General features: G+C 57.7%; 15 protein-coding genes. 8 read left to right on the forward strand and 7 right to left on the reverse strand.

All coding sequences use genetic code 11. The annotated features are described in order from the left end of the window. Positions 1–6 precede the first annotated feature (6 nt). Positions 7–393, reverse strand: coding sequence for a VOC family protein (locus VIN96_RS16730; protein WP_414675635.1), 387 nt, complete (start codon positions 391–393; stop codon positions 7–9). Positions 394–396: 3 nt separating this feature from the next. Between VIN96_RS16730 and VIN96_RS16400 the strand changes: the two genes are divergently transcribed. Beyond that, positions 397–1176 carry a sensor histidine kinase gene (locus VIN96_RS16400; RefSeq protein ID WP_414675636.1) on the forward strand — a complete coding sequence of 260 codons (780 nt, stop codon included), beginning with the start codon at positions 397–399 and terminating at the stop codon, positions 1174–1176. A 17-nt stretch (positions 1177–1193) separates the two neighbouring features. Here the strand turns inward: VIN96_RS16400 and VIN96_RS16405 are convergent, their stop codons facing one another. The 4 genes from VIN96_RS16405 to VIN96_RS16420 form a co-directional block, all read right to left on the reverse strand. Next, entirely contained in the window at positions 1194–1625 is a 432-nt protein-coding gene (locus VIN96_RS16405; protein WP_331897714.1) for a hypothetical protein, read from the reverse strand. Positions 1626–1683: 58 nt separating this feature from the next. Then, positions 1684–4473 (reverse strand): ATP-dependent DNA helicase, encoded by a 2790-nt coding sequence (locus VIN96_RS16410; protein WP_331897716.1) that lies wholly within the window; start codon positions 4471–4473, stop codon positions 1684–1686. 81 nt (positions 4474–4554) lie between these two features. Further along, positions 4555–4875: a P-II family nitrogen regulator gene (locus tag VIN96_RS16415; protein ID WP_331897718.1), complete on the reverse strand. Its 321-nt coding sequence runs from the start codon at positions 4873–4875 to the stop codon at positions 4555–4557. A gap of 10 nt (positions 4876–4885) precedes the next feature. Further along, on the reverse strand, positions 4886–5854 hold the full coding sequence (locus tag VIN96_RS16420) for a sodium-dependent bicarbonate transport family permease (protein WP_331897720.1): 969 nt from the start codon (positions 5852–5854) through the stop codon (positions 4886–4888). A gap of 259 nt (positions 5855–6113) precedes the next feature. Between VIN96_RS16420 and VIN96_RS16425 the strand changes: the two genes are divergently transcribed. Further along, positions 6114–9149, forward strand: coding sequence for a FecR domain-containing protein (locus tag VIN96_RS16425; protein WP_331897721.1), 3036 nt, complete (start codon positions 6114–6116; stop codon positions 9147–9149). Here VIN96_RS16425 and VIN96_RS16430 read toward each other — a convergent pair. Next, positions 9127–10464 (reverse strand): TolC family outer membrane protein, encoded by a 1338-nt coding sequence (locus VIN96_RS16430; protein ID WP_331897722.1) that lies wholly within the window; start codon positions 10462–10464, stop codon positions 9127–9129. The genes VIN96_RS16425 and VIN96_RS16430 overlap by 23 nt on opposite strands. 290 nt (positions 10465–10754) lie before the next feature. Between VIN96_RS16430 and VIN96_RS16435 the strand changes: the two genes are divergently transcribed. From VIN96_RS16435 to VIN96_RS16455, 5 genes are all read left to right on the forward strand, one after another. Next, a complete protein-coding gene (locus VIN96_RS16435) occupies positions 10755–11495 on the forward strand; it encodes a peptidylprolyl isomerase (RefSeq protein WP_331897723.1) in 741 nt (246 codons plus the stop codon). Positions 11496–11896: 401 nt separating this feature from the next. Further along, on the forward strand, positions 11897–12697 hold the full coding sequence (locus tag VIN96_RS16440) for a peptidylprolyl isomerase (protein WP_331897724.1): 801 nt from the start codon (positions 11897–11899) through the stop codon (positions 12695–12697). Positions 12698–12760: 63 nt separating this feature from the next. Then, entirely contained in the window at positions 12761–15829 is a 3069-nt protein-coding gene (locus tag VIN96_RS16445; protein ID WP_331897726.1) for a peptidase domain-containing ABC transporter, read from the forward strand. A 63-nt stretch (positions 15830–15892) separates the two neighbouring features. Then, positions 15893–17386 carry an HlyD family efflux transporter periplasmic adaptor subunit gene (locus tag VIN96_RS16450; RefSeq protein WP_331897728.1) on the forward strand — a complete coding sequence of 498 codons (1494 nt, stop codon included), beginning with the start codon at positions 15893–15895 and terminating at the stop codon, positions 17384–17386. Positions 17387–17417: 31 nt separating this feature from the next. Continuing rightward, positions 17418–20543, forward strand: a complete 3126-nt coding sequence (locus VIN96_RS16455; RefSeq protein WP_331897730.1) for an ABC transporter transmembrane domain-containing protein — start codon at positions 17418–17420, stop codon at positions 20541–20543. 113 nt (positions 20544–20656) lie between these two features. On the opposite strand, the gene VIN96_RS16460 is transcribed toward VIN96_RS16455, so the two are convergent. After that, a complete protein-coding gene (locus VIN96_RS16460; protein ID WP_331897732.1) occupies positions 20657–20989 on the reverse strand; it encodes a hypothetical protein in 333 nt (110 codons plus the stop codon). 423 nt (positions 20990–21412) lie between these two features. On the opposite strand from VIN96_RS16460, the gene VIN96_RS16465 reads away from it, so the two are divergent. Next, a complete protein-coding gene (locus tag VIN96_RS16465) occupies positions 21413–22525 on the forward strand; it encodes a Glu/Leu/Phe/Val dehydrogenase (protein WP_331897733.1) in 1113 nt (370 codons plus the stop codon). Positions 22526–22550 lie beyond the last annotated feature (25 nt).

Below are 22550 nucleotides of genomic sequence, written 5' to 3' on the forward strand. Positions count from 1 at the left end.
ATCATCTCACATACCTACGGACTGGAATTTTAAGACCGCAGCAGTAATATCGTGTGTTGAGAAAACCTTCTGCGGGAAATGTGCCTCACGATGACCGACATCATCCTTGAATCCGTTCGCGCGATTGTTTTGTTGATCCTCGTGATCTTTCTTTTCATATCGGGACGCGGCCGGTTTCATCAGTTCCAAAGAGGCTGGACCCTGATCCTCCTCGGCTTCTCGCTTTTGCTGTTCGGCAGCATTTTGGACATCACGGACAACTTCCCCAGCCTCAACCCGTGGATCTTTATCGGCGACACGGAGGTTGAAGCCTTTTTGGAAAAATTCGTCGGTTTTCTCGGCGGCTTCGTTTTCCTGGCGATCGGCCTGGTTCTGTGGATCCCCCAAGTGCAAAACATGGCGCAGTTGGTTGACGAACGCACCCGCGACCTACAAGCTGCCAATGACAAGCTTAGCCAGGAAATTGCCGAACGCAAACGCGCTGAATTGGTCAAGCAAGAGTTTACCTCCACGGTCAATCACGAACTGCGCACGCCGTTAACCTCCATCAAAGGGGCGCTGGGGTTGATTCGCACCGGCACCATCGCCCCCCTACCGGACCAGACGCTCGCCTTGCTGGACATTGCGTATCGCAACGGCGAACGCTTGGAAGCCTTGATCAACGATCTTCTGGACGTGGAAAAATTAGAAACGGGCGAAATGGTTTTCACACTGGCTCCACTAGACATCAGAGCCTTAATTGATGAAGCCATTGAGCTCAATCAGGAATGCTGCGAAAAATACGACGTCACCTTTTCGCTTGGAGATTGCGCCCCAAACGCTTGGGTCGAAGGTGATCGCGACAGGTTGCTGCAAGTCATGTCGAACTTGATGTCGAACGCCGCCAAATTTTCCGAGAGCGGAAAAGCCGTCGAAATTACGCTTGCAACGAAGAACGGCGCGGTCCGCACGTCTGTTCGAAATTACGGCAAAGTTATCCCCAAAACGGTCGGCAACCACATCTTCGAAAAATTCTCACAACTGAACACATCCGATAATCGCCAAGTCGGGGGAACCGGATTGGGCCTCAGCATCGCCAAATCCATTGTCGAAGAACATAGCGGTTCAATCGGTTATCATTCGAACGCAACGGATGGCACCACGTTCTATTTCGCCTTGCCATCAATTGATCGGTAAGAGACTCAGCGCGCCGCTCAGTCCTCGAATTGCTTGCAAATCCAATGTGAGAATTCGATTGCGAATTTAGCCCGCGCGGCGTCTTCAGACGCTTGCCAATGACCCAATTCGTCGACCAGGCGGTCGAACAGGACCGAGTAATCCTGGGCTTTTTTACGTTCCATCAGCCACTTGTTGTGCATTTTGTCGAGGTCGTCTTGCAACTCCAACTCGTTCTTGCGCGGTGGCGCGGCGGCTTGACGGCGGCGGGCGGTTTGGCGGATCAGGCTCATGCGCTCCGACACCTTGGGGTCGAGCATGTTGAGTTTCGGCGAAATGCTTTTGACGGCGTCAAGTTCGACCGCGCCTTCAAACCCTTCGATACCCGCTCGGCACAGGCGTTCGCACAGTTCATGGCGGTCGATGCCGAGCAACCGTGCGGCTTTGGCGATGCTGATACGCTCCCCCATGAGCGCTCTCCCATCCTGGTTCCTGACCCTTAAAACGTGGGGAGGCGCGATGACGGCTTCAAGAACTCTCTGACAGAAAGGTCGAGGTCAGCGAAATGGCGTCTTTGAGGCCGATACGCTGAATTTCAACGTCCTTGGGAAACGCCGCGGCGATGCGCGAAGGCAACGCACCGTCCAGCATCACGAACACGCCGCGATCGTCTTTTTTGCGCACCAAGCGGCCATAGGCCTGCTTGAGCTTGAGCCGAGTGAGCATTTCGTCATACGCCCGCCCACCGAAGCGGTCGCGGCGTGCGCGGGTGAGAATGTCGGGGCGCGGCCACGGCACCCGGTCGAACACGATCAAACGCAGCGAGTTGCCCGGCACATCGACGCCGTCGCGCACCGCATCGGTACCGAACAGGCACGCGTCCGTTTCAGCCTTGAAGATATCGACCAAGGTTCCGACGTCGAGCGGGTCGATGTGCTGAGCGTAAAGTGGAAAACCGTGCGCATCGAGGTCCGGGGCGATGCGCTCATAGACCGTGCGCAACCGGTGGATGGCGGTAAACAGGCCCAGCGCGCCGCCCCGCGACGCCAAGAACAGTTCGCGATACGCCGCCGACACCTGACTGACCGAGTTTTTATTGAGGTCCGTCACCACCAAAATGCGGGTCTGCTGGGCGTAATCGAACGGCGATTTCTGGGCCACGTAGACGACCGGACTTTCCAGATGACGGGCCCCGGTGCGGGTTTCCGCCGCGGCCCAATCGCCGTCGTCACGCAAGGTCGCGGACGTCACCAAAACCCCCTGCGCCGTTTGCGCCATGCATGCGGCAAACGGTTTGGTCGGGTCCACCCAATGACGGTTGAGACCGATATCGAGATCGCGGCCCTGCATGCGCTCGACGCTCATCCAGTCGACGAAGTCGCTGCGGGCTTCCTCGCCCGGATCGCCTGACGCGCCTTCTTGCAACGTTTTCAACATCGCCCGCCACGCTTGCACCGGCAAAAGCGCGCGGCGTTCCAAACTGCCCGCCAAGCCTTCGATACGGGTGCGTTCCGACGTTTCCAGTTCCACTGCTTCGTCGTCAAGCTTACCCAGCAGGCGCTTGATCAATCCCTTGAGCGGCAGCTCCAGCGCCAACAACGCTTGATCCAATTCCAGCGAAACTTCGATCAATCCGTCAATGGGTGGTGCGCTGTCGCATTCCAACGAATAGCCGCCATCCGCGCCCTTGTCGCGGGCGTAGACCTGCTGGCGCACAAAAGCCAAAAATGCCTCGGTCGGACCACTGGCTTGGCCGTCGGTCAAGCGCGCGCGCCAGTTGGGACCGGGCAGCGCCGTGGCGTGCTGGCGCACGTCTTGAACCAGATGGTCGAGCTTTTCATCGTCGGCCGTCAGATCGTCGAGTCGCGCCTTGAGTCCGCGCGAGCGCGAGCGCCGTCCTTCTTCCGCGCCCAGCAGCCAACGCCGCAGATCGGCGGTTTCCTGCCCCGACAGATGGGCCGCGAAGGCGCTGTCGGCGGCGTCGAAAAGATGATGGCCTTCGTCAAAGACAAACCGGGTCGGCGCACCGCCTTCCGCAGCCGCACCGCCACCCGCGTTGAGCGCGGTTTGCACCATCACCAGCGCGTGGTTGGCGATCACCAACTTGGCGCGCTTGGCGCGGCGCTTGGAATGTTCGATGAAACAGCGGTTGAAATGTTCGCAAAGGGTGTAGGTGCACTCGCCCTTGGTGTCGGTCAATTCCTGTGTCAGACCACGCCCGAGCAGACTGCCGATCCAGGCGGGGAAATCGCCGCCGATCATGTCGCCGTCGCGGGTCGCCGCCGCCCATCGCGCCACCAGTCCCAGCGCGATGGCGCCTTCGGGACGCATTTGCAAACGGCCCAGGGCTTCTTGAAAATTCAAGATACAGAAGTAGTTTTCCCGTCCCTTGCGCACCACCACGTAGCGTTTCTTTTGTTCCGCATCGGGGTACAAGCGATCCATTTCACCGTCCAACTGGCGTTGCAAGTTGCGGGTGTAGGTCGACAACCACACCGCACCGGCGTTTTTATCCGCCCACACGCTGGCGGGCGCGATGTAGCCCAAGGTCTTGCCGACCCCGGTTCCGGCTTCGGCCAACACGAAACGCGGCTGTCCCGGCACGTCGCAGGGATCGAACGCCGCGGTGACGCCGGCGGTGAATTGTTGCTGCTCGACACGGTTTTCCGCACCGCCACCCGCCAGCAATGCGTCCAGACGCTGGCGGGCTTCCTGGGGGCTGACCGGGGCGTCGCCGGGTGGTGTTTCACCGCCGCGTTCTTCCCATTTGGGCAAACCTTCCCAAACGCGAAAGGCGCGCACCGCCAATTGAGAATGCGGCGTTTCGCCTTCGCCCAGCGCCGCTAGAACCGGCCGCCCCCACGGCCATCCCCCGGCGTTCATGGCGTGAGCCAACCGCGCCGCGGCGCGGGCATCTTTGGCGTCGGAACTCAGACGCGTCGCCATACGGCTCAACAAGGTCCGCGCCACACCGATCAGGCCGATCGCTTCGTCTTCATGACCGTGGGGCACCGACAGCCCCAAAGCCTGGGCCACGCCACCCGGCGTAGGCAGACAAAACCGCGCCGGTTCGACGAACGCAAACAACTCCAACACATCGAAACCACGCAAGGTATCGAGACCAAGGCGCGCCGCCGTTTGACGGGCGTGACAGACCAACGGCATGCCTTCGGTGCGCACCCGCCGGGCGGCGTCGGCAAACGATAGCGTCACCACCTCGCCGGTGGGTTCGACCACATATGCCGCGCGCACCCCCGCCACCAGGGCGAAGGTATCGGGCATCAAAATCTCGGGTTGGGCGTGCGGCGGATTCGGCATGTCGGCAGTATAGCTGGATGCCAGAGCGAGGAAACGCGGGATCTTGCAGCCTGCACCATTCCTCTTCTCTATCCATTCGGCTCAGAACAATTCGGGTCGCAGAACCTCGACATCCGACAAGCTGACGATACCGATCTGTCGGTCCAACACGCTGCGCACCGCCTGCAGCACGCCGGGTACTTTTTCCAAATCCAAAACGACCAGAACCTGAACCATGCCGCCGACGTTCGACGACAACGCATCGCGCCGCCACGATCCGCTTTTGCCTTTGCCCGCCACGGCCGGAAGCGCGGTATATCCGGGCACATCCAGGGTGTCGAGGATATCGAGTAAGCGATTGAGGAACGGCTCTTCAATGATGATCGAGAGCCTTTTTTTCGGATACGTCGTAAGGTTTTCCATGTCGATCATCCTAAGACAGCCAGTCGGCAAGTTGGATATATAGCGGAATCCCGATCGAAAGATTGAACGGGAACGTCACCGCCAAGGAAAGGGTCAGATAAAGCGATGGCTTCGCTTCGGGCAACGCCAAACGCATCGCTGCGGGCACCGCGATATAGGACGCGCTCGCCGCCAACACTGAGAATAAGGCCACGCCACCCGTTTCAAGTCCGATCAAGTTCCCCGCCAGCGCACCGATCAGCGCGCCGATCAGCGGCATGTACAGACCGAAGCCGAGCAACGCGGGCGTCAAGGTTTTGCGCACTTGCCGCAACTCGCGCCCGGCGACCAGCCCCATGTCCAAAAGAAACAGGCACAGCACGCCCTTGAACGGTTCGGTGATGAACGGAGAAATGTCCTTATAGCCTGTTTCGCCCGTGGCCATGCCGATGATGAAAGCCCCGATCAACAACACCACCGAACCGTTCAAGGCGACTTCCCGCCACGAGATCTGCCCCCGGCTCTGATCCGGTTGCGCACCGCGATGGGCCAGGAATAATGCGGTGACGATGGCCGGCACTTCCATCGCCGCCGCCGCCGCGATCATGATGCCGGGATAGGCGATGCCGAGCCCCTCCAGCGCCGCCATCGCGGCAATAAAGGTAACGATGGATATCGATCCGTAGTGCGCCGAAATGGCGGCCTTATCGACCTGGGGCAGCGCCGTCGTCGCGCTGAGGCAGCCGAACGCAATCATCGGAATGGCAAAGCTCAGCGCCGTCGCCGCACCGATCACCAGCAGCAAATCGACCCCCAAGCCATGCGTGCCCGCCGCCACGCCGCCCTTGAAGCCGATGGCGAGCATGAGATACAGCGACATGGCTTTGGCCACCGCTTGCGGAATCGCCAGATCAGACCGCACCAACGCGGCGAAAAGACCCAATGCGAAAAACAACACAGGCGGCGAAATCAGGTTTTGCGCCGCAAGCGATAGATCCATTCTCGAACACTCCTCCTGCCGTTCAGCTCGGCGAAACAAAGGCCTATAATTTGGGCTATCTTATGGCGACGTTCCCATCGCGGGCAACGCCACGGTGCTTACATAAACAGGACGATGCCCAGAACCGGCATTTCTGTTTATATAAAAAATAATATTTTTTTCAGTATGTTATATATAAGTGTAGAATGATGTAATCGATTCGCCCATATGGAGTACATTCATGCTTGGCCCCCAGACTGATGGCTCCCAGGGCCAGCCAATGAAACTGCTTACGGGCGATGGTGACGCACCTGTCCTGTTGCCCGCAAATGGCGATTTTCTCCGCGCCGATTTCTCACGGCTCGGACCCGACCTGCGGATCGAAAGCCCAAGCGGCGAAGCATATGTGCTTCCCGCTTTTTTTATGTCGGAATCATCGCCTGACTTGATCACCCATGACGGCGCCGTTTTGAACGCTGCGTTGGTCGCGACGTTGGCGGGACCGATGGCCCCGGCGCAGGTGGCGCAACTCGGCCAAGGCGCCGTGACTGCCGAGGTCGGATTGGGACAGCCCATCGGCCAAGTGAGCGATTCTGAGGGTAGCGTCACGGTCACCCATCCCGACGGCAGCCAAGCGACCCTCGCCACCGGTGACAAAATCTTTCAGGGCGATGTCGTACAAACCGGAACCGCGTCCAATATCAGCATTATTTTCGTCGACGATACGATCTTCACGCTGGACGAAAGCGGCCGCATGGTCATGGACGAAATGGTCTACGACCCCGATACCCAAACCGGTGCGTTCAACACCACCGTGGTTCAGGGCGTGTTTTCGTTCGTCAGCGGTCAGGTCGCAAAAACCTCGCCCGATGGCATGGTTGTCAGCACGCCGACGTCGACCATCGGTATTCGCGGCTCCACCGTGGTCGGCAAAGCCGCCGCCGAAGGCGCGGAAAACAAGATCACCCTGATCAAGGACGTCGACGGCAACGTCGGTGAAATCATCATCTCCAATGCGGTAGGTTCGCTTACGCTCAACAGCGCGGGGGCCAGCACCACGGTGTTCAGCGCTACCTTGGCACCGACACCGATCGTGATTTTGTCGCCGACCGAACTGCAACAAACGTTCGGTCAAAACCTGACCAAACTGATCCAGACCGTGTCCAACAAGGCCAAGCAGGACGCCAGCCAAGCCGAAAGCAAAGCCCAAGAGACCCAGCAAGAGGCCAAGCAGGCCGAGGCCGAAGCCAAACTAGCCGCAGACGAGGCCCAACAGGCCGAAGACGAAGCCGCGCAAGCCCAAGCAGAAGCAGAAGCCGCCGCCGCCGAAGCCGCCGCCGCCAAGGCCGAAGCCGAAGCGTCCGGTGATGAAGTCGCCGCCGCCAAGGCTGCCGCCGCCGAAGCCAAAGCCGCCGAAGCGGCGCAAAAGGCTGCCGAAGCCAAAGCTGCCGCAGAAGCCGAAGCTCAAATCGCCGCCAAGGCGCAGGCCGAGGCCCAAGCCAAAGCCGGCGAAGCCGAGGCCGCGCAAGCCAAGGCCGAACAGGCGCAAAAGTTCAGTTCGCTGGCGGATTCAGCCTTCAAGGCGCAAGCCCAAGCGTTCGAACAAAACAAACAAACCGAGGCCGAAAAAGCCGCCAAGGCCGAAAAAGCCGATACCACCACCGACAAAGCCGACACTGCGGACGACGGCGCGACAAAGGGCCAATCTTCCGACGATGCCGCAACCAAAGCGGCGGCTGAAGCTGCGACCCAGGCGGCCATAGAAGCTGCAGCCAAGGCCGCAGCGGAAGCCGAAGCTGCGGCAAAAGCTGCGGCGGAGGCCGCCGCCAAAGCGGCTGCCGAAGCGGCCGCAAGAGCCGCTGAACTGGCCGCAGAGGCGGCAGCCGAAGACAAGACGCCGACACCGGAAGAGACGTCCCCCGTCACAACACCGACCACCAGTTATAGCTATACCGATCACGCCTACGCCGTCACCGTCGTTTTCAACGGTTCGACCGCCACCGTGACGGATGCGTATGGTTTGAACACAACACACAGCAACGTCAAATCGTTCACCGGCACCAGCTATAACGACACGTTTACATTGAGCGGCGTGACGCTGGATAAGCTTAGCGTCGGTTCCGGGACGGATACGATCACGGTCGATGCAACAACCCGTATCACCACTCTGTCCAACCGGCCTGCACACGAGAACACCTTGAAGACCCTGGGCAACGACGGCACCTCGGGCGACATGGATTTACGCGGCACCACCGTTTCGGGCGATTTTCTCATTACCCTCAACACGCAGGGCAATACCGATAGCTCGACCATCTTGAAAGTAGACAGCTCAACCAACTTCACCAGCGGCAGCACCACCATCTCGATCGGCCAGAACAGTAACGCCCGCAACATTGAAAGCGATGACGGCATGAATTTGTCGGGTGTCAGCTTCACCGGCCTAAACGCGGTCATCCTCGACAGTTCCAGCGACACCGTCGGTGCCGCCTTGACCGTCACTTCGGCAAGCAGCTTTTCGGGCATCGCGATCACCGGCAGCGGCGACGACAAGATCGTGTTCAACGACAGCGGAACGTTTTCGTTTCACAACAACACCGTGACCGGCATAGCCAATTTCACCTTCAATGGCACAGGCACCAACAGCCTACAGGTCAACCAAGCCGATCTCGCCAGCGTCACGACCATCACCGGCAACACCGGCAGCGACACCATCACCACGGCGGACAGCAGTCTCGATTTATCCGCCATCACCTTGACCAGCATCAACCTCATCACCACCACCAACACCACGCGCACCACGTTCAAAGGCAGCGCGGGCAACGACACCATTACCGGCGGCAGCGGCAGCGATGTGATCGCAGGCGGCGTGGGATCGGATACCCTGACCGGCGGCACCGGTGGGGACGTGTTCGCCTATCAAACGCTCAGCAATCAAGGGGTCGACAATCTGGTCGATTACACCATCTCACAAGGCGATCGCATCTATATCGAGAAATCGGTGATCGGCAACAAAGACACCACCTTCGACGCCGGTGAATGGTTCAATCTCGGCACCAAAGCCGACGACGCCAGCATTCAAGCGGCCATCAATGCACAGTCTCATGTCGCGGGTGCAATTTTCGGGGTATACAATTCCAGCACCGGCCATGCGGAAGCTTGGTACGACGTCACCGACCACACGACCACCGGCGACGCCAACAAGGTAGCCTATTTGGGGGCGTATTCACAGGCTGTGACCAACGCGGCGACAAACCCCACCAATTTGGGCATCGTGCTCGCCGACACTTCGGACCTTAGCGTGTTGAATCTTGGTTGATGCCTGAAGTGAAGAGATTCCACTTCGCATCGTCGACGTCGATTTGCGGGTTGTAGAGGTCGATCGGCAAGTCCAACCCGCGCGCCGTAAGCTGCCCCGTTGAACGCAAAACCGTATAAGCCTGAACGACCAGGTCGCGACGCGAACTGGCGAGGCTGATTTCCGCGTTGAGCAGTTCCAAATCGGCGTTCAAAAGATCGATCAACGACCGGCGGCCGACATCCAGTTCCTGCACGATGCTATCGCGGGCGACGCGGGCGGCTTCGGCGTTTTGTTCGAAGGATTCAAGGCTAGCCTTGGTGCTTTGCAGGTTGCTCCAATCCGAAATCGCGGTTTGGCGCGCGGTACGTTTCGCAGCATCGAGCTCCAGCAAGCGTTGATTGGTTTGGTAGCGCGCCGCACGAACCTGGGACAGCTCGGAACCTGACTGGTACAACGGCACGGACAATGTCACGGTGCCGCTCAAATCGCGCGTGCGCGTGGCGATCGCGCCGCCCAGTTCCTTGGAACGCGAATGGGACATGCTGGCGTCGAACTGTAGCGTCGGCAGCCGCGCGCCGGTCTGAATTTTAACATCCTCGCGAGATTGCTCGAGCGCATATTCGGCCGCCAAAACCGCAGGATTGAGATCGTCGATCTGCGCCAAAACCGTATCCAGGCTGTCGGTCATCGACGCCATCGTATCGGGCATCGAAAGTTCCGCAGGCGGACGACCGATGACCTGAACGTACTGTTCGGTCGAACTGGCCAGGGTGCTTTCCGATTGCACGAACGTCGCCTTGGCCTGGCTCAATCGCGCCTGCGCCTGCGACAGGTCGGTCAGCGTGCGCCGCCGCAAATCGTATTGTGTCTGGGTGCTTTCCAGGCGCTGTTGCAGCAAATCGACGTTGGCTTTGCGCAAATCCCGAATGCGGCGGTCGCGAATGACGTCCATATAGGCCGTGATGGCGGCGAGGATGACCGTTTGTTCGGCGGTCGTGTAGGTGGCGCGCTGCGCATTGACGGCGGCTTCGGCCTTGCGCAATTCCGCAAAGTTGCGACCGCCGCGATAAATCGGCTGGCTGAGCGAAAGGGTGTTTTTCAACTCGCTGGTGCGGCTTTGCGAACGCGTATCGGTTTTCGAACGGCTGAGCGTATCCGCCGCCGTCGCCGAAGTGCTCAATCTGGGCATCCAGTTTGCTTGCGCCTGGGGATACTGTTCGATGGTGACGCGCAACGCTTCGCGCGCGGCCAGCAGCGTCGGATTGCTCTGATACGTCGCGCCCAGGGCTTCTTGCAAGCTGTCCGCTTGGGCGGCAGAGACAGAAAAAACCATCGCCCCGATCAAACAAACACTTGCCACCGATGCGCGCAAGGCACTTCGATAGCGTGAATTGAAACCGCGATGAGAATTGAATGCTTGGCTTGCCATGCGCTAAGCTAAGCTTTGTGATTGTTCGCGATCAAGGGCAAATCATCATATCCGTGCAGAAAGATACGGACGCGAGCGAACGGCCCCGCTCACAAACATATCCGCATGACTGCGGCTTCATCCATAACAATCGCAGTGAGAGAGTCCTCCCCACTCTTAATCCGCTTCAACAATTCGTGTGAGTCTTTGATATTATGGCATTTTTGATCGTGAACGGTGAAAAGGTCGAACTGAAAGATGCCCTGCACTGGTCATCCGTCAGCGACGCGCATCCTTTTCTGGAAGCAACCGTCGAGCGCACCGTCCTACACCAATATGCGCACAAGCAAGGCCACTCTGTGACGGCAGAAGAGGTGCAGGCCGAATCGGACCGCACCCGCTTCGCGATGGGTCTATCCGATCCCGACGAGACCAAACATTGGCTCAAACGCCAACGCCTGACGACCGAAGAGTTCGCCGCCGCCTGCGCGCACGCCGTGCTGAGAAACAAAGTGCGCGCCAGCATTTCGGATCAAGCGTTGGAAAATCATTACGCCGAAAACCCGGACCAGTTCACTGAGGTCGACATCTACATCATCCGCCAGCGTAACGCGAAAAAGCTGCACCAATTGTCCGAACGGCTGCGCGACGGAAAGGCGAATTTTCATCTCGAAGCCATCAGCCAATCCGAGGACCCCGAAACCGCGCTGCATGGCGGCTATCTCGGGCGCATGCGCCGTGATGAAGTCCCGGAAGAATTGGCAATCGCAGTGTTCAGCGTCGATGCCGGTGACATCATCGGCCCCATCGCCGATCAAGATGGTTCCCTTTTGATTCTGGTCAAGGGCTGGAGGCTGTTACCGTTCGACGACGTTCGCGATGAGATTCGCGACATCGTATTCGGTGAACTGATTTCCGATCTGACCAAGGTCGCAGTGATCTCACTTCCTTCATAAAAATTTCACGCATGGTTTAGTCCCTGACAAACCGCCCTAACCCAATGGCGGCCCAGCGCTCTAGTTGCTTTAGATTATGCAGGCACGCTCATTGGCTTATTGCGACAGTGACATTCTCGCCATAATCGAATAATGCAGTGATTTCGTTGGGTTATTACGAAGCTTAACAGTTGTCTCGCTTCGCCGATGGCCGTAAACTTAATTGGAGATCGCTACAACAAAAATACACGTGAGGATGCGACAAAGGGCACGGCAAATCTCGGTGGAAAATGAGATGGGTCTGCCCAAGCAATCTTTGATTCTTTAAAATCGCCTGCCGGGATGTGCTCGCCTGCGCTTTCTAAAATTTCCGAAGCGCCGGTTTCTCTCGTCAGGTTGGGGTATCTCAGGAGGGGTTAGTTATGACCGACTTTATCAGTGTAAACGGCGCACCGATCGACATGAAAACGGCGCTTCAATGGCAGCTCGTGATGGGCAATACGGATTTTACCGACGCCACCATTCAAAATGCTGCAGTGCTGCAATACGCACGCGCCAACGACTTGTCCGCCACCGCGGAAGAAATCCAAGAGTTTTTCGGCAACGTCCGTTATGACCTTGAGCTGGAAAAAGCCGACGACTTCAACGTCTGGCTCAAAGCCAACAATCTGGACCTCCACACCGTTCAAAACGTCTGTGAAATCGGCGTGTTGCGCAACAAAATCCGCTCTTCCATCAGCGATGCTGATGTCGAGGCTTATTTCACGCTCAACAAAGACAGCTACGACGTCGCCAATCTCTACAGCTTGACCGTCGACAGCGAAGACCTGGCCAACGAATTGATGGCGCAGATTGAAGACGGCGAAGACAGCTTCGTCAATCTCGCCTTGGAGCATTCCACCGACGGCGACACCTTCCGCAAGGGTGGTTACGTTGGTGAAGTGACCCGCGAAACCGTTCGCGGCGAAGTCGAAGCGGCTGTGTTTTCCGCTGCTTCGGGCGCATTGATCGGACCGATCAAAGACGATGATGGCTACACCATCTATATGGTTGGCGACATCATCGCCCCTGAACTCGACGACGTTAAAGAAGCCATCCGCGATGAAATGTTTGAAGAAAAGCTCGACATCATTTCCGCGGAAGCGACCGTCGATCAAGTTGTTCTCGGCCTCAAAGACACGCCTGTCTCTGACATCGCCGAGGATGATGAAGAGGACGCGTAAAGTCAGAGAAAAAGTACCTGCGTTCCCCGTCACCCACTGTGACGGGGAAGTGCGGGGCTTGCTATGAGCGTAGATAACATCTCCGACACGATTGCCGGCCACCCTCTCTTCGCGGGGGTGTCTGATGACGTTCTCAATCTGATTTCGGGAACGGCGGCTGTTTACAGCTATAAGCTGGGCGAATCGATACTCCGCCTTGGTGACGATGGCGATGGCTTCTACGTCATTGAACAGGGTAAGGTCCGCATCGTCGATGACAGTGGCGAAGGCAAGCCGATCACCTTGGCCTTGCTGAAAGAAGGCGACAGTTTCGGCGAACGCTCGCTGTTGCATGACGCCAAAGTCTCGGCCACCGTGCGTGCCGCCAGCAATGTGGTGGTGACCCGTATCGGTGCGGATGCCTTTAAGTCCATTCTCGAACAACGCCCCGAACTGCGCGCGCAACTTGAATCCGCAGCCGCCAAGCAAGACGAATTCAATTTTCTCAAGACGCAAAACCTACTCGCCGCGCTTAAACCCAAAGAGGTTCAGGCCTTGGTCGGCGTGGTGCAGAGACGCACCCTCAGCGACGGAGAAGCCTTGTTTCATGAAGGCGATCCCGGCGATTGTCTGTATCTGGTCAAATCCGGGTCGCTGAAAATCGTCAAGGAAAGCGCGGGCGGAAAAGTTCTCGGCTTCAAAAAAGAAGGCACCGCCTTGGGCGAGATGGCCCTGGTGTTCAACGAGCCGCGATCCGCCGGTGCCGTAGCGGATGGCGAGACAGTGGTGCTGTCGCTTAGCCGCGCGGACTTCGAAAAAGCGGTCGGCACCAACACCAACATTCAAGACATGCTCGCCGATCAGGCCAGCCGCCATCTGAAGCAGCAGCAAACGCTGATCTCCGCGCCGCCTGCGGCCAAATCCACCAGCAGCCGTGCTTCTCGCGCAGCGAAGAAACGTTCCCGCATCGAGGTATCGAAAATCAAAGTCGGCCATTGGCTGTTGCCGATGAGCGTATCGATGGCGACCACGGATGCACCCGAACTTGCCGGGCTGGCGTGCCTGGCGATGGCAGGTGCCTTTTATAAAAAGCCGGTGCCGCTGGAAAAGCTTGAAGAGCGCCAAATCGAATACGGCCTTCCCGACGATTTGAACTCCTTGAGCCGCAAAGCCGAGGGCGCCGGGTATGTGACGCGCCTGATGAAGGTCGAAAAAGAAACTCTTCCCGCCATCCAATTGCCGGCCGTGGTGCAGTTGGTGGACGGCACTTTGGCGATGGTCTTCAAGATCACCAAAACCTCGGTGTGCCTCGCCAATCCGCTCGAAGGCTATCAAGAAATCGATCGTCAAACGTTCTTGAAGGAATGGGACGGGCAAATTCTATCGATTTCGTACGCCCCGGATTTCGGTGCGGTGGGGCAAAACGTCACCAAACTCTACGCGCAGTTCCTGCCTATCTTGCACCCCTACTGGCCGCTGGTCGGTCGTCTTGTGGCGGTGATCGTGTTGCTCAACGTCATGGGTTTGATGCCGCCATTGTTCACCAAGATCCTCATCGACGACGTGCTCGTGGTCGGCGACTGGGATCTGCTTTATGTGATGCTGGTCGCCATCTTGGTGGCGGCGCTTTTGGCGATGGTCACCGGCGCGGTGCGCGAATTTCTGACCCTGCACCTGATGCGCAGGCTGTCCAATTCACTGTTTGTGCGCTTTTTCGGCCACGTCATGTCGTTGCCCGTCAGCACCCTGCACAAATGGGATACCGGCGCGATCACTGCGCGTTTCGAAGAAAACGAAAAAATTCTCGAAACGGCCTCCAACGGCGGTCTGACCGTTTTGATGAACAGCATCAACATCGTCATCTATACGCCGATCCTGTTTATCATGGAGCCTCGGCTGGCGGCTTTGGTGCTGTTTTTCTCGCTGTGCATGGCGGCGATTACGATCACCTGCGCGCCGAAGATGCGCCGTTTCGAACGTGAATCCTTTGAAATCGGCGCTCAGCGGGAATCTCATGTTATCGAAGTGGTCAAAGGGATCGGCACCGTCAAAGCGTTGGCCCAAGAAAAAGATTTCTCGCGCAAGGGACTGGATAAGTTCCGCGCCGAGCAGGAAATCGACTACCGCAGCGAAATGTTCGACAACAAGATGGAACTCGCCATCGAATTTTGCGATCAGGCCGCGGACATTTTGGTGCTGGGCTTGGGTGCCTACTTCGTTCTCGAAGGGTCGCTGTCGGCGGGCCTGCTGATCGCGTTTACCGGCATCGCCAACCAAGTCACCGATCCGGTCGAGGAATTGGCCGATTTTTACGACGAGTACCTGGAACTTAAAATCGCGCTAGAACGCATCAACGATATTCTCAGTTCGCCGCGCGAACCACTCAACAGCGAAGTGATCTGCCCACCGCTCAAGGGTCACCTGCGGTTCGAAAACTTCAGCTTCAAATACACCGAAGACGGACCTTGGATTCTCAAGGACATCAACCTCGACATCAAAGCGGGCCAGAAGGTGGCTTTCGTCGGTCGCAGCGGATCGGGCAAATCGACCCTGGCGCGGACGGTCAACCGCCTGTTGGTGCCGACCGAAGGCAAAATTTATATCGACGACATCGACATCAGCCGCGTCGACGTCACCTCGTTGCGCCAGAAAATCGGCGTGGTCGAACAATCGCCGTTTATTTTCAGCGGCACCATCCGCGACAACATCTCCATAGCCCAGCCGTCCCTGCCCTTGGAAGCGGTGGTCTCGGCGGCGACGCTCGCCGGCGTTCACGAGTTCGTCGATCAATTCCCGATGCGATACGACACCCGTATCGGCGAAGGTGGACGCAGCCTGTCGGGCGGCCAATCGCAACGCCTGATCATCGCCCGCGCGCTGGCGGCGGATCCGAATATTTTGATTCTCGACGAAGCGACTTCGGCGCTGGACACCGAAAGCGAACGCGTCATCCAAAGAAATTTGGACAAGATCATGAAAGACCGAACCAGTTTGGTGATCGCCCACCGTTTGTCGACCATCCGCAACGCCGACCTGATCGTGGTGCTGGACGAGGGACGTATCGCCGAACAAGGCTCGCACGATGAATTGATGAAGAAAAAGGGCCTGTACCACTATCTGGCAACCCGCAGCGTTGCTACAGCCGATGCGTAACGGTGCAAGCCACAAGTGCCCAGTGCCATTTAAGGGGGCGCGAAGAGGGAAAGTGAACGAGTCATGACGGAAAACGATCAAAACGTTCAAGTCGATATGGGAACCTCCGATATGGAGGTGTTGGACCGCCATGCAGAACGCAATCGTAGCGACGCCCAACATTCCGAAGTGATCGAAGCGGTCCCGCCTGTCTTGATGCGTGGCGCGTTGTACAGTTTCATCGCCGTCACGGTGATGGCGCTTAGCATTTCGATCTTCACCAAAATCCACGTCAAGGTGCCGGGCAAGGGCCTGATCGTGCCCGAAGGCCAATACGTATCGGTCGAATCCCGCGAGGCCGGCGTGGTCGTGACCGTTCACGTGGCCGAAGGCGATCACGTCGCAAAGGATGCGCCGATCGTGACGTTGCAACGATCGGAATCGCAGATCGATTTGGCGACCTTGCGCGACACCTTGAAATTGGAACGGGCAAAACTCGACCAATTGCTTCGCGCGCGTGAAGTGACCCTGGAAATCATCGCCGATCCCCAGATCGTGTTGCGCAACGACGTCTCCAGCTTCGTCGATTCCGGCCCCGCTTTGGTCTATGTCAATTCGATGCGCAAGGCGCTCAAGGACCAAGAACAGGCCGACCAGAACTTAAAGCGCTTCAACGAACAAGAGCGCGCCTTGACCCTTTCGCAAATCGCCATCAGCAAGGACACCTTGGGTCAACTGCAAAGCAAAATCACCAATGGCCAGACCATGCTCGCGGCACGCCGTCAGACGCTGCAGACCAAGCAAGAAGAATTGGCCCAGATCGAAATTCTTGAGGCCAAGCGCATCGTGCCCCGCTCGCAACTCACCGCCGCGCGCGATGCCGTGAATTCGGCCGTCAACGAGGTCAATCAGCAACAACAAGAAATCAATCAAAGCAAGCTGACGGTTGCCAGCACGCGCCTCAGCATCGCCAACCTGGAATCCGACCTCAATAAAAAAGACAAGGAATTCAACCTGGCGGTCGAACAGGCCAGAGCTGCGGTGGACCAGGCGGTGGCCGAGATGGGTTCGGCGATCACCACCCTGACCAACACCATCAATTCGGCCGAGGCCAACCTTGCGGGAATCGAAAGCAAGCTGAACCTGCAAAAAGTCCAGATTGACGACCTTAAAATCGTCAGCCCCGTCGACGGCGTGGTGACGGCACTGAACGTCAACACCGCGGGGCGTCTGGTTGGTCGAGGGAATTCAATCGCGACCATTGTACCCGATGCGGAAAAGCAAATTGTGATGGCCAATGTGTTGAACAAAGACACCGCGTTCATCACCGTGGGCTTGCCCGCGCGCGTCAAAGTAGATGCCTTTCCTTATCGCAAGTTCGGCACCATCGACGCCACGGTCGAAAGCCTCTACCCCATTCCCAACAAAGCCGAGTTCACGGTGAGACTGGCGTTGGATAAATCGACGATCAAAGTGCGCGGCAAAGACATGCCCCTCAAACCGGGCATGACGGTCGAGGTCGATCTGTTGACGGAGAAACGCCGTCTCATCGAAATCTTCCTCAGCAAGATGAATTAAGCATAGCCCAGAGGGTTAAAAGGGTTCGTTCATGGCAGTGTCATTGGCCAGCAAATTATCGGAACTGTCGGCGTTTTCGGGTTTAACCGATGACGAAGTCCAGGCTATTGCGGCGCTGGGCCGTTTGGTGCGCCTAAACCCTTCCGAAACGCTGTGCGAACAAGGCGACGTGCCGCTCGGCCTTTATCTGGTGATGTCTGGATCCATTTCTCTGATCCGCGACGCCAAATCGGCGACCCCGGTGACCGTTGACGTTTTGCATGACGGCGCGGTTTTCGCCTTGCAGTCCGTATTCGAAATCGCGGCGCTGCCGTATCGCGCCCAAGTCGGCCCAGAACCTGTGGTGTGCAAGCTGATCGAACGCACCACCTTCGTCAACTTCCTCAACACCAACGCCGAAATTGGCCGCAAGGTGGTGAAATCCCGGCAGATGTCGTCGTTGGTGTCGTTCTTGGAAACCTGCCCGTCGCTAGCCGGTTTGCCCCGGGAGGCGTTGGAATCTCTGGCGACCCACGCCGAAGTCAAAACCGTCGCCGCCGGGCAGCAGTTGATCAAGCAAGGTGAGCGCGAAGACCATATGTACATCGTCCGTGACGGTCGCTTTGCCGTTACCCGCGATGAATCGTTGAGTTCGCGAATCTCGGTGTTGAGCCGCGGCGACGTCATCGGTGAAATAGCCGTGCTTTCGGGCGAAGTCCGCAACGCCAACGTCACCGCCGACGAAGAGGGCAAGGTCTACGAAATTCCCGGCCAAGTGATCCGCGACGCGGTCCATTCGCACGAGGCGCTGCAAAACAACCTCGACAACTTGATGCGCGTGCGCGTCGAAAAAGTCGACGAGCGCGAAGAAAAGCGCAAGCAGCGCGCGGCCGAACAGGAACGCAAAGACGCCGAGCGGCAAAAAAGGATTGCCGAGACCCAGGCCCGCAAGGAAGCTGAAGAGGCCGAGTTGGTGCAGACCCACAGCTTCTGGCAAGCTCTGCGCCACAAGTTCTTCAAGCCCAAACCGCCAGCGGTTCGCCAACACAGCCAGATGGACTGTTCCGCCGCATGCTTGTGCACGGTGATGCAGACCTACGGCAAAACCATTTCCATCAACGTCGCGCGCGAAGTTGCGCGGGTCCGCCAGGATGGTGCATCGATGACCAACATCGTGCGCGCGGCCAAGGAATTCGGCTTCGTCGCGGAACCGTTCGTCAGCACCATCGAACAGATGCGCGAACGCAAATTGCCGGCCATCGCCAACTGGAAGGGCTATCACTGGGTCGTCGTTCATGAAGTCACCGACACCCACGTCGTCGTCGCCGACCCTGCGCAAGGTCTTGAAACAAAGACCATCGAAGAGTTCGAAGACGGCTGGTCGCGCTACACCATTTACCTCACCCCGACGCAAAAATTCGAACAGGTGGAAGAAAGCAAACCTTCCCTGCGCAGTTTCTGGCATTTCTTCGAGCCGTATAAACGGGTCATCGGTGAAATTTTCATCGCCGCCATTTTCCTGCAGATTTTGAGCGTCGCCGTACCGTTGTTCACCAAGTTCGTGGTCGACGACGTGATCTTGAAAGGCGACACCCAATGGCTGCTGTCGGCCTTGGTGTTGATGGCGGGTATCGCGTTGGTGTCCATGTCCATGGAATTCATTCGCGACAGTATGATTTTGCGCCTGTCGATGCGCTGCAACCTCAATATGCTGAGTTCGGTTTATGACCGAATGCTGCGTTTGCCGTTGGAATTTTATGAAAACCGACGGACCGGCGACATCACCAACCGGCTTGAACAGCACGAAGAAATTTCAGATTTCATCACCGAAGATGGGCTTGAGACGTTCCTCAGCCTGATGACCGCAGTCGTCTATCTGTGTTTCATGATCTACTTCAACGCGACCCTGACGGTCGCGGCGATTGGGTTCATGGCCTTCAACTTCTTTTCCATCCGCTACATTTCACCGCGCATCCGCCAAGTAAATAAAGAGCAGTTCGTCAAGGAAGCCGAACAGGAAAGCCACCTGATCGAATCCATTCAAGGTGCGGAAACCCTCAAGACCATCGGCGCAGATTTCATGGCGCGATGGAAGTACGAGAACCACTTCGCGGCCGTCGCCAACCTGGAATTCAGAACCGCCAAGCTGTCGCAGGTGGCCGGATTGATCGGCGGAACGCTCGACACCCTCGGCGACATCGCGATTTTGTTCCTTGGCGGTGCCTATGTGATCTGGGGTCAAATGAGCGTCGGCGAACTGATCGCCTTCACGGTCTTCGCCAATGGCGTTCAGGGCCCGATCATGGCGGTGATCGGCAAGTGGGACGAACTGCAAGAAGTCTACGTCGCGATCGAACGCCTCAATGACGTTTTGGAAAAAGAGCCTGAATTCGAAAACGACAGTAAGGACCAGACGGACAAAGTCTCTCTTCCCGGTTTACGCGGCGAGGTCGAATTCCGCAACGTCGCGTTCCGCTATGAACCGGACGACCCATCCAACGTGGTGCAGAATATCGATCTAAAGATCAAAGTCGGCCAAAAGGTCGCACTGGTCGGGGCCAGCGGTTGCGGCAAGTCCACCCTGATTAAATTGCTGTACGGTTTTTACATGCCCAGCGACGGGCAGATCTTGGTCGATGGCTTCGACATCAAAGACCTGTGGTTACCGTCGTTGCGCCAAAAGATCGCCATGGTGCCGCAAAAGAACATGATGTTCCGAGGGACCGTGCGCGAAAACATCGCCTTGTCCTATCCCGACGCGACCATCGAAGACATCCGCGAAGCGGCGACCTTGGCCGGTGCCGATGAGTTCATCGCCAAGATGCCGGCCGGTTATGAAACGGAGCTCGACGAACAGGGCGCGAACCTCAGCGGCGGTCAACGACAACGCTTGGCGATCGCACGCGCGTTTTTGCAGCCGGCCTCGATGCTGGTGTTGGACGAAGCCACTTCGGCGCTGGATAACGAAACCGAACGGGTGGTCATGGACAACATCAAAACCCACTTCAACGATAAGACCGTGTTCATCATCGCGCATCGTCTTTCGACCATTCGCAATGCCGACTTGATCGTGGTGTTGAACAACGGTCTGATCGTCGAAAGTGGCAGCCATGACGAGCTGATTGCGCAAAACGGTTTTTACTACCACTTGGCATCGAGCCAAAAGTCGGTGGGCTGACGGCGCGATCTCGAACCGTTCGGCGAGACGACAGCAATTCCTGTAAGCACGAATAAGACAAAAAGAAAGGGAGGGCCAAAGCCCTCCCTCGCTCATGTAATTTTTGTTTACCGTTAACCGCGAGCGGCGCGACGGTAAGAAGCGGCCAGGCGGCTGTGATAAGCGGCCTTACGCAGGTAGAAGGACCGTTTGGAACGGCGGCGCGCTGCAGCAGCGCGTTGACGGCGACGGGCAATCGCTTGAGAGCGAGCGCGCATCATCGCGGCGCGACGACGCAACATCGCCTGACGGCGCATAGCGCGTTGGCGCATGGCACGAGCGCGGCGGTTACGGAACCAGCCAAAACCACCGAGAACATCGCTTTGCTGTTCTTCGGACAAGGATTTTGCGCGCGGAGCCAGGTCGTCTACGGAAATCGTGAGATCGGAAAAGATAAGGTCGGTCATGGTCGTCTCCATGGTTTGATGATTACGTGAAATTATTGTTTTTGTTTGGACTTATTATTGTTTTTGCGGCTTCACGGCGCTTTTGCGCACCGCTGTCCGGATTGCGAAAGGCGTTGCCCTTCACTTTCTTTAGTATGATACATTCGAAATGCTTTTGCACCCCAAAATTTCATAAAATTCTCAGAAAAACACGCATTCCATGCCGAATCATGCGCAAAAAAGCGGATGCGATTCATCCATAAAGACTAGAAAACAAATACGAAACGACTAGATCCTGACGCGCAACCCTGACCACCGTGTCAAATTTACGCCGATTCGTACGTAGATACGCTCTCGCGCCCCCCAAAGCCCCCCAAGCTTAGTGATCGACATGCGCAGTCGTGCCATAATACCTTATGGTGGAAACCACGAAGGGGATGGATCATGACCGACGTATTCTCATTGTCCGACGACCTTGGCCCCCTCAAAGTCATTCACGTCAACGTTCCCAAACACAACGTCAAGGGCATCTTGGTGGTCGACAACGTCGCCGCCGGACCGTCCATCGGCGGTTTGCGCATGGCCCCGGACGTGACCTTGGCGGAATGCTTTCGTCTGGCCCGCGCCATGACCATGAAAAACGCCGCAGCGGGTCTGCAACACGGCGGCGGCAAATCCGTGATCGTCGGCGACCCGCACATGTCGCACGCCCAAAAGGAACCGATGATCCGCGCCTTCGCCAAGGCCTTGGCCGGTGAACAGCACTACATTTTCGGTCCCGACATGGGCACGGACGAACAGTGCATGGCTTGGGTCAAGGATGAAATCGGCCGCGCCGTCGGCTTGCCCCGCGCCATCGGCGGTATCCCCTTAGACGAACTGGGCGCAACCGGTTACGGCCTGGCCGTTGCCGCCGACGTGGCTATCGACTTTTGCGATTTCAAACTCGACGGTGCGCGCGTGGCCGTACAAGGCTTCGGCTCGGTCGGCATGCACGCGGCACGGTTTTTGATGCAAAAAGGCGCGCGCTTGGTCGCGGCGGCGGATTCCCAAGGCACACTTGTTGATGCCAACGGCATCGATGTCGAAGCCCTGATCGCCCACAAAAAATCCCGCCAGTCCGTTACCACGTTCGGGTCAGGCGAAGCGTTGCCCCCCGCCGCCGTGATCGGCGTGGATTGCGACATCTGGATTCCCGCCGCCCGCCCCGACGTCATCAACATGAGCAATTGGCAGGATTTCAAGGCCAAGCTGATCTTACAAGGCGCCAACATTCCCATCACCTTGGAAGCCGAACGCAAGTTGGAAGAACGCGGCGTGGTGATCGTGCCCGATTTCATCGCCAACGCCGGCGGGGTGATTTGCGCGGCGATGGAATATCACGGCCAAACCCAAACCGGGGCGTTCGCCGCCATCGCGGAAAAAATCTCGCACAACACACGTGAGGTTCTGGAACGCGCCAAACGCGAACACGGCACCACCCGCGATAGCGCCGTGCGCTTGGCATCCGAACGGGTGCGTGCCGCCATGGCGACGCGCCGCTTCGGGGTGTTTTAACCCCCGAATAAGGCTTAGAATGAAA

It is taken from the genome of Magnetovibrio sp. (assembly GCF_036568125.1).
Lineage (GTDB): Bacteria > Pseudomonadota > Alphaproteobacteria > Rhodospirillales > Magnetovibrionaceae > Magnetovibrio.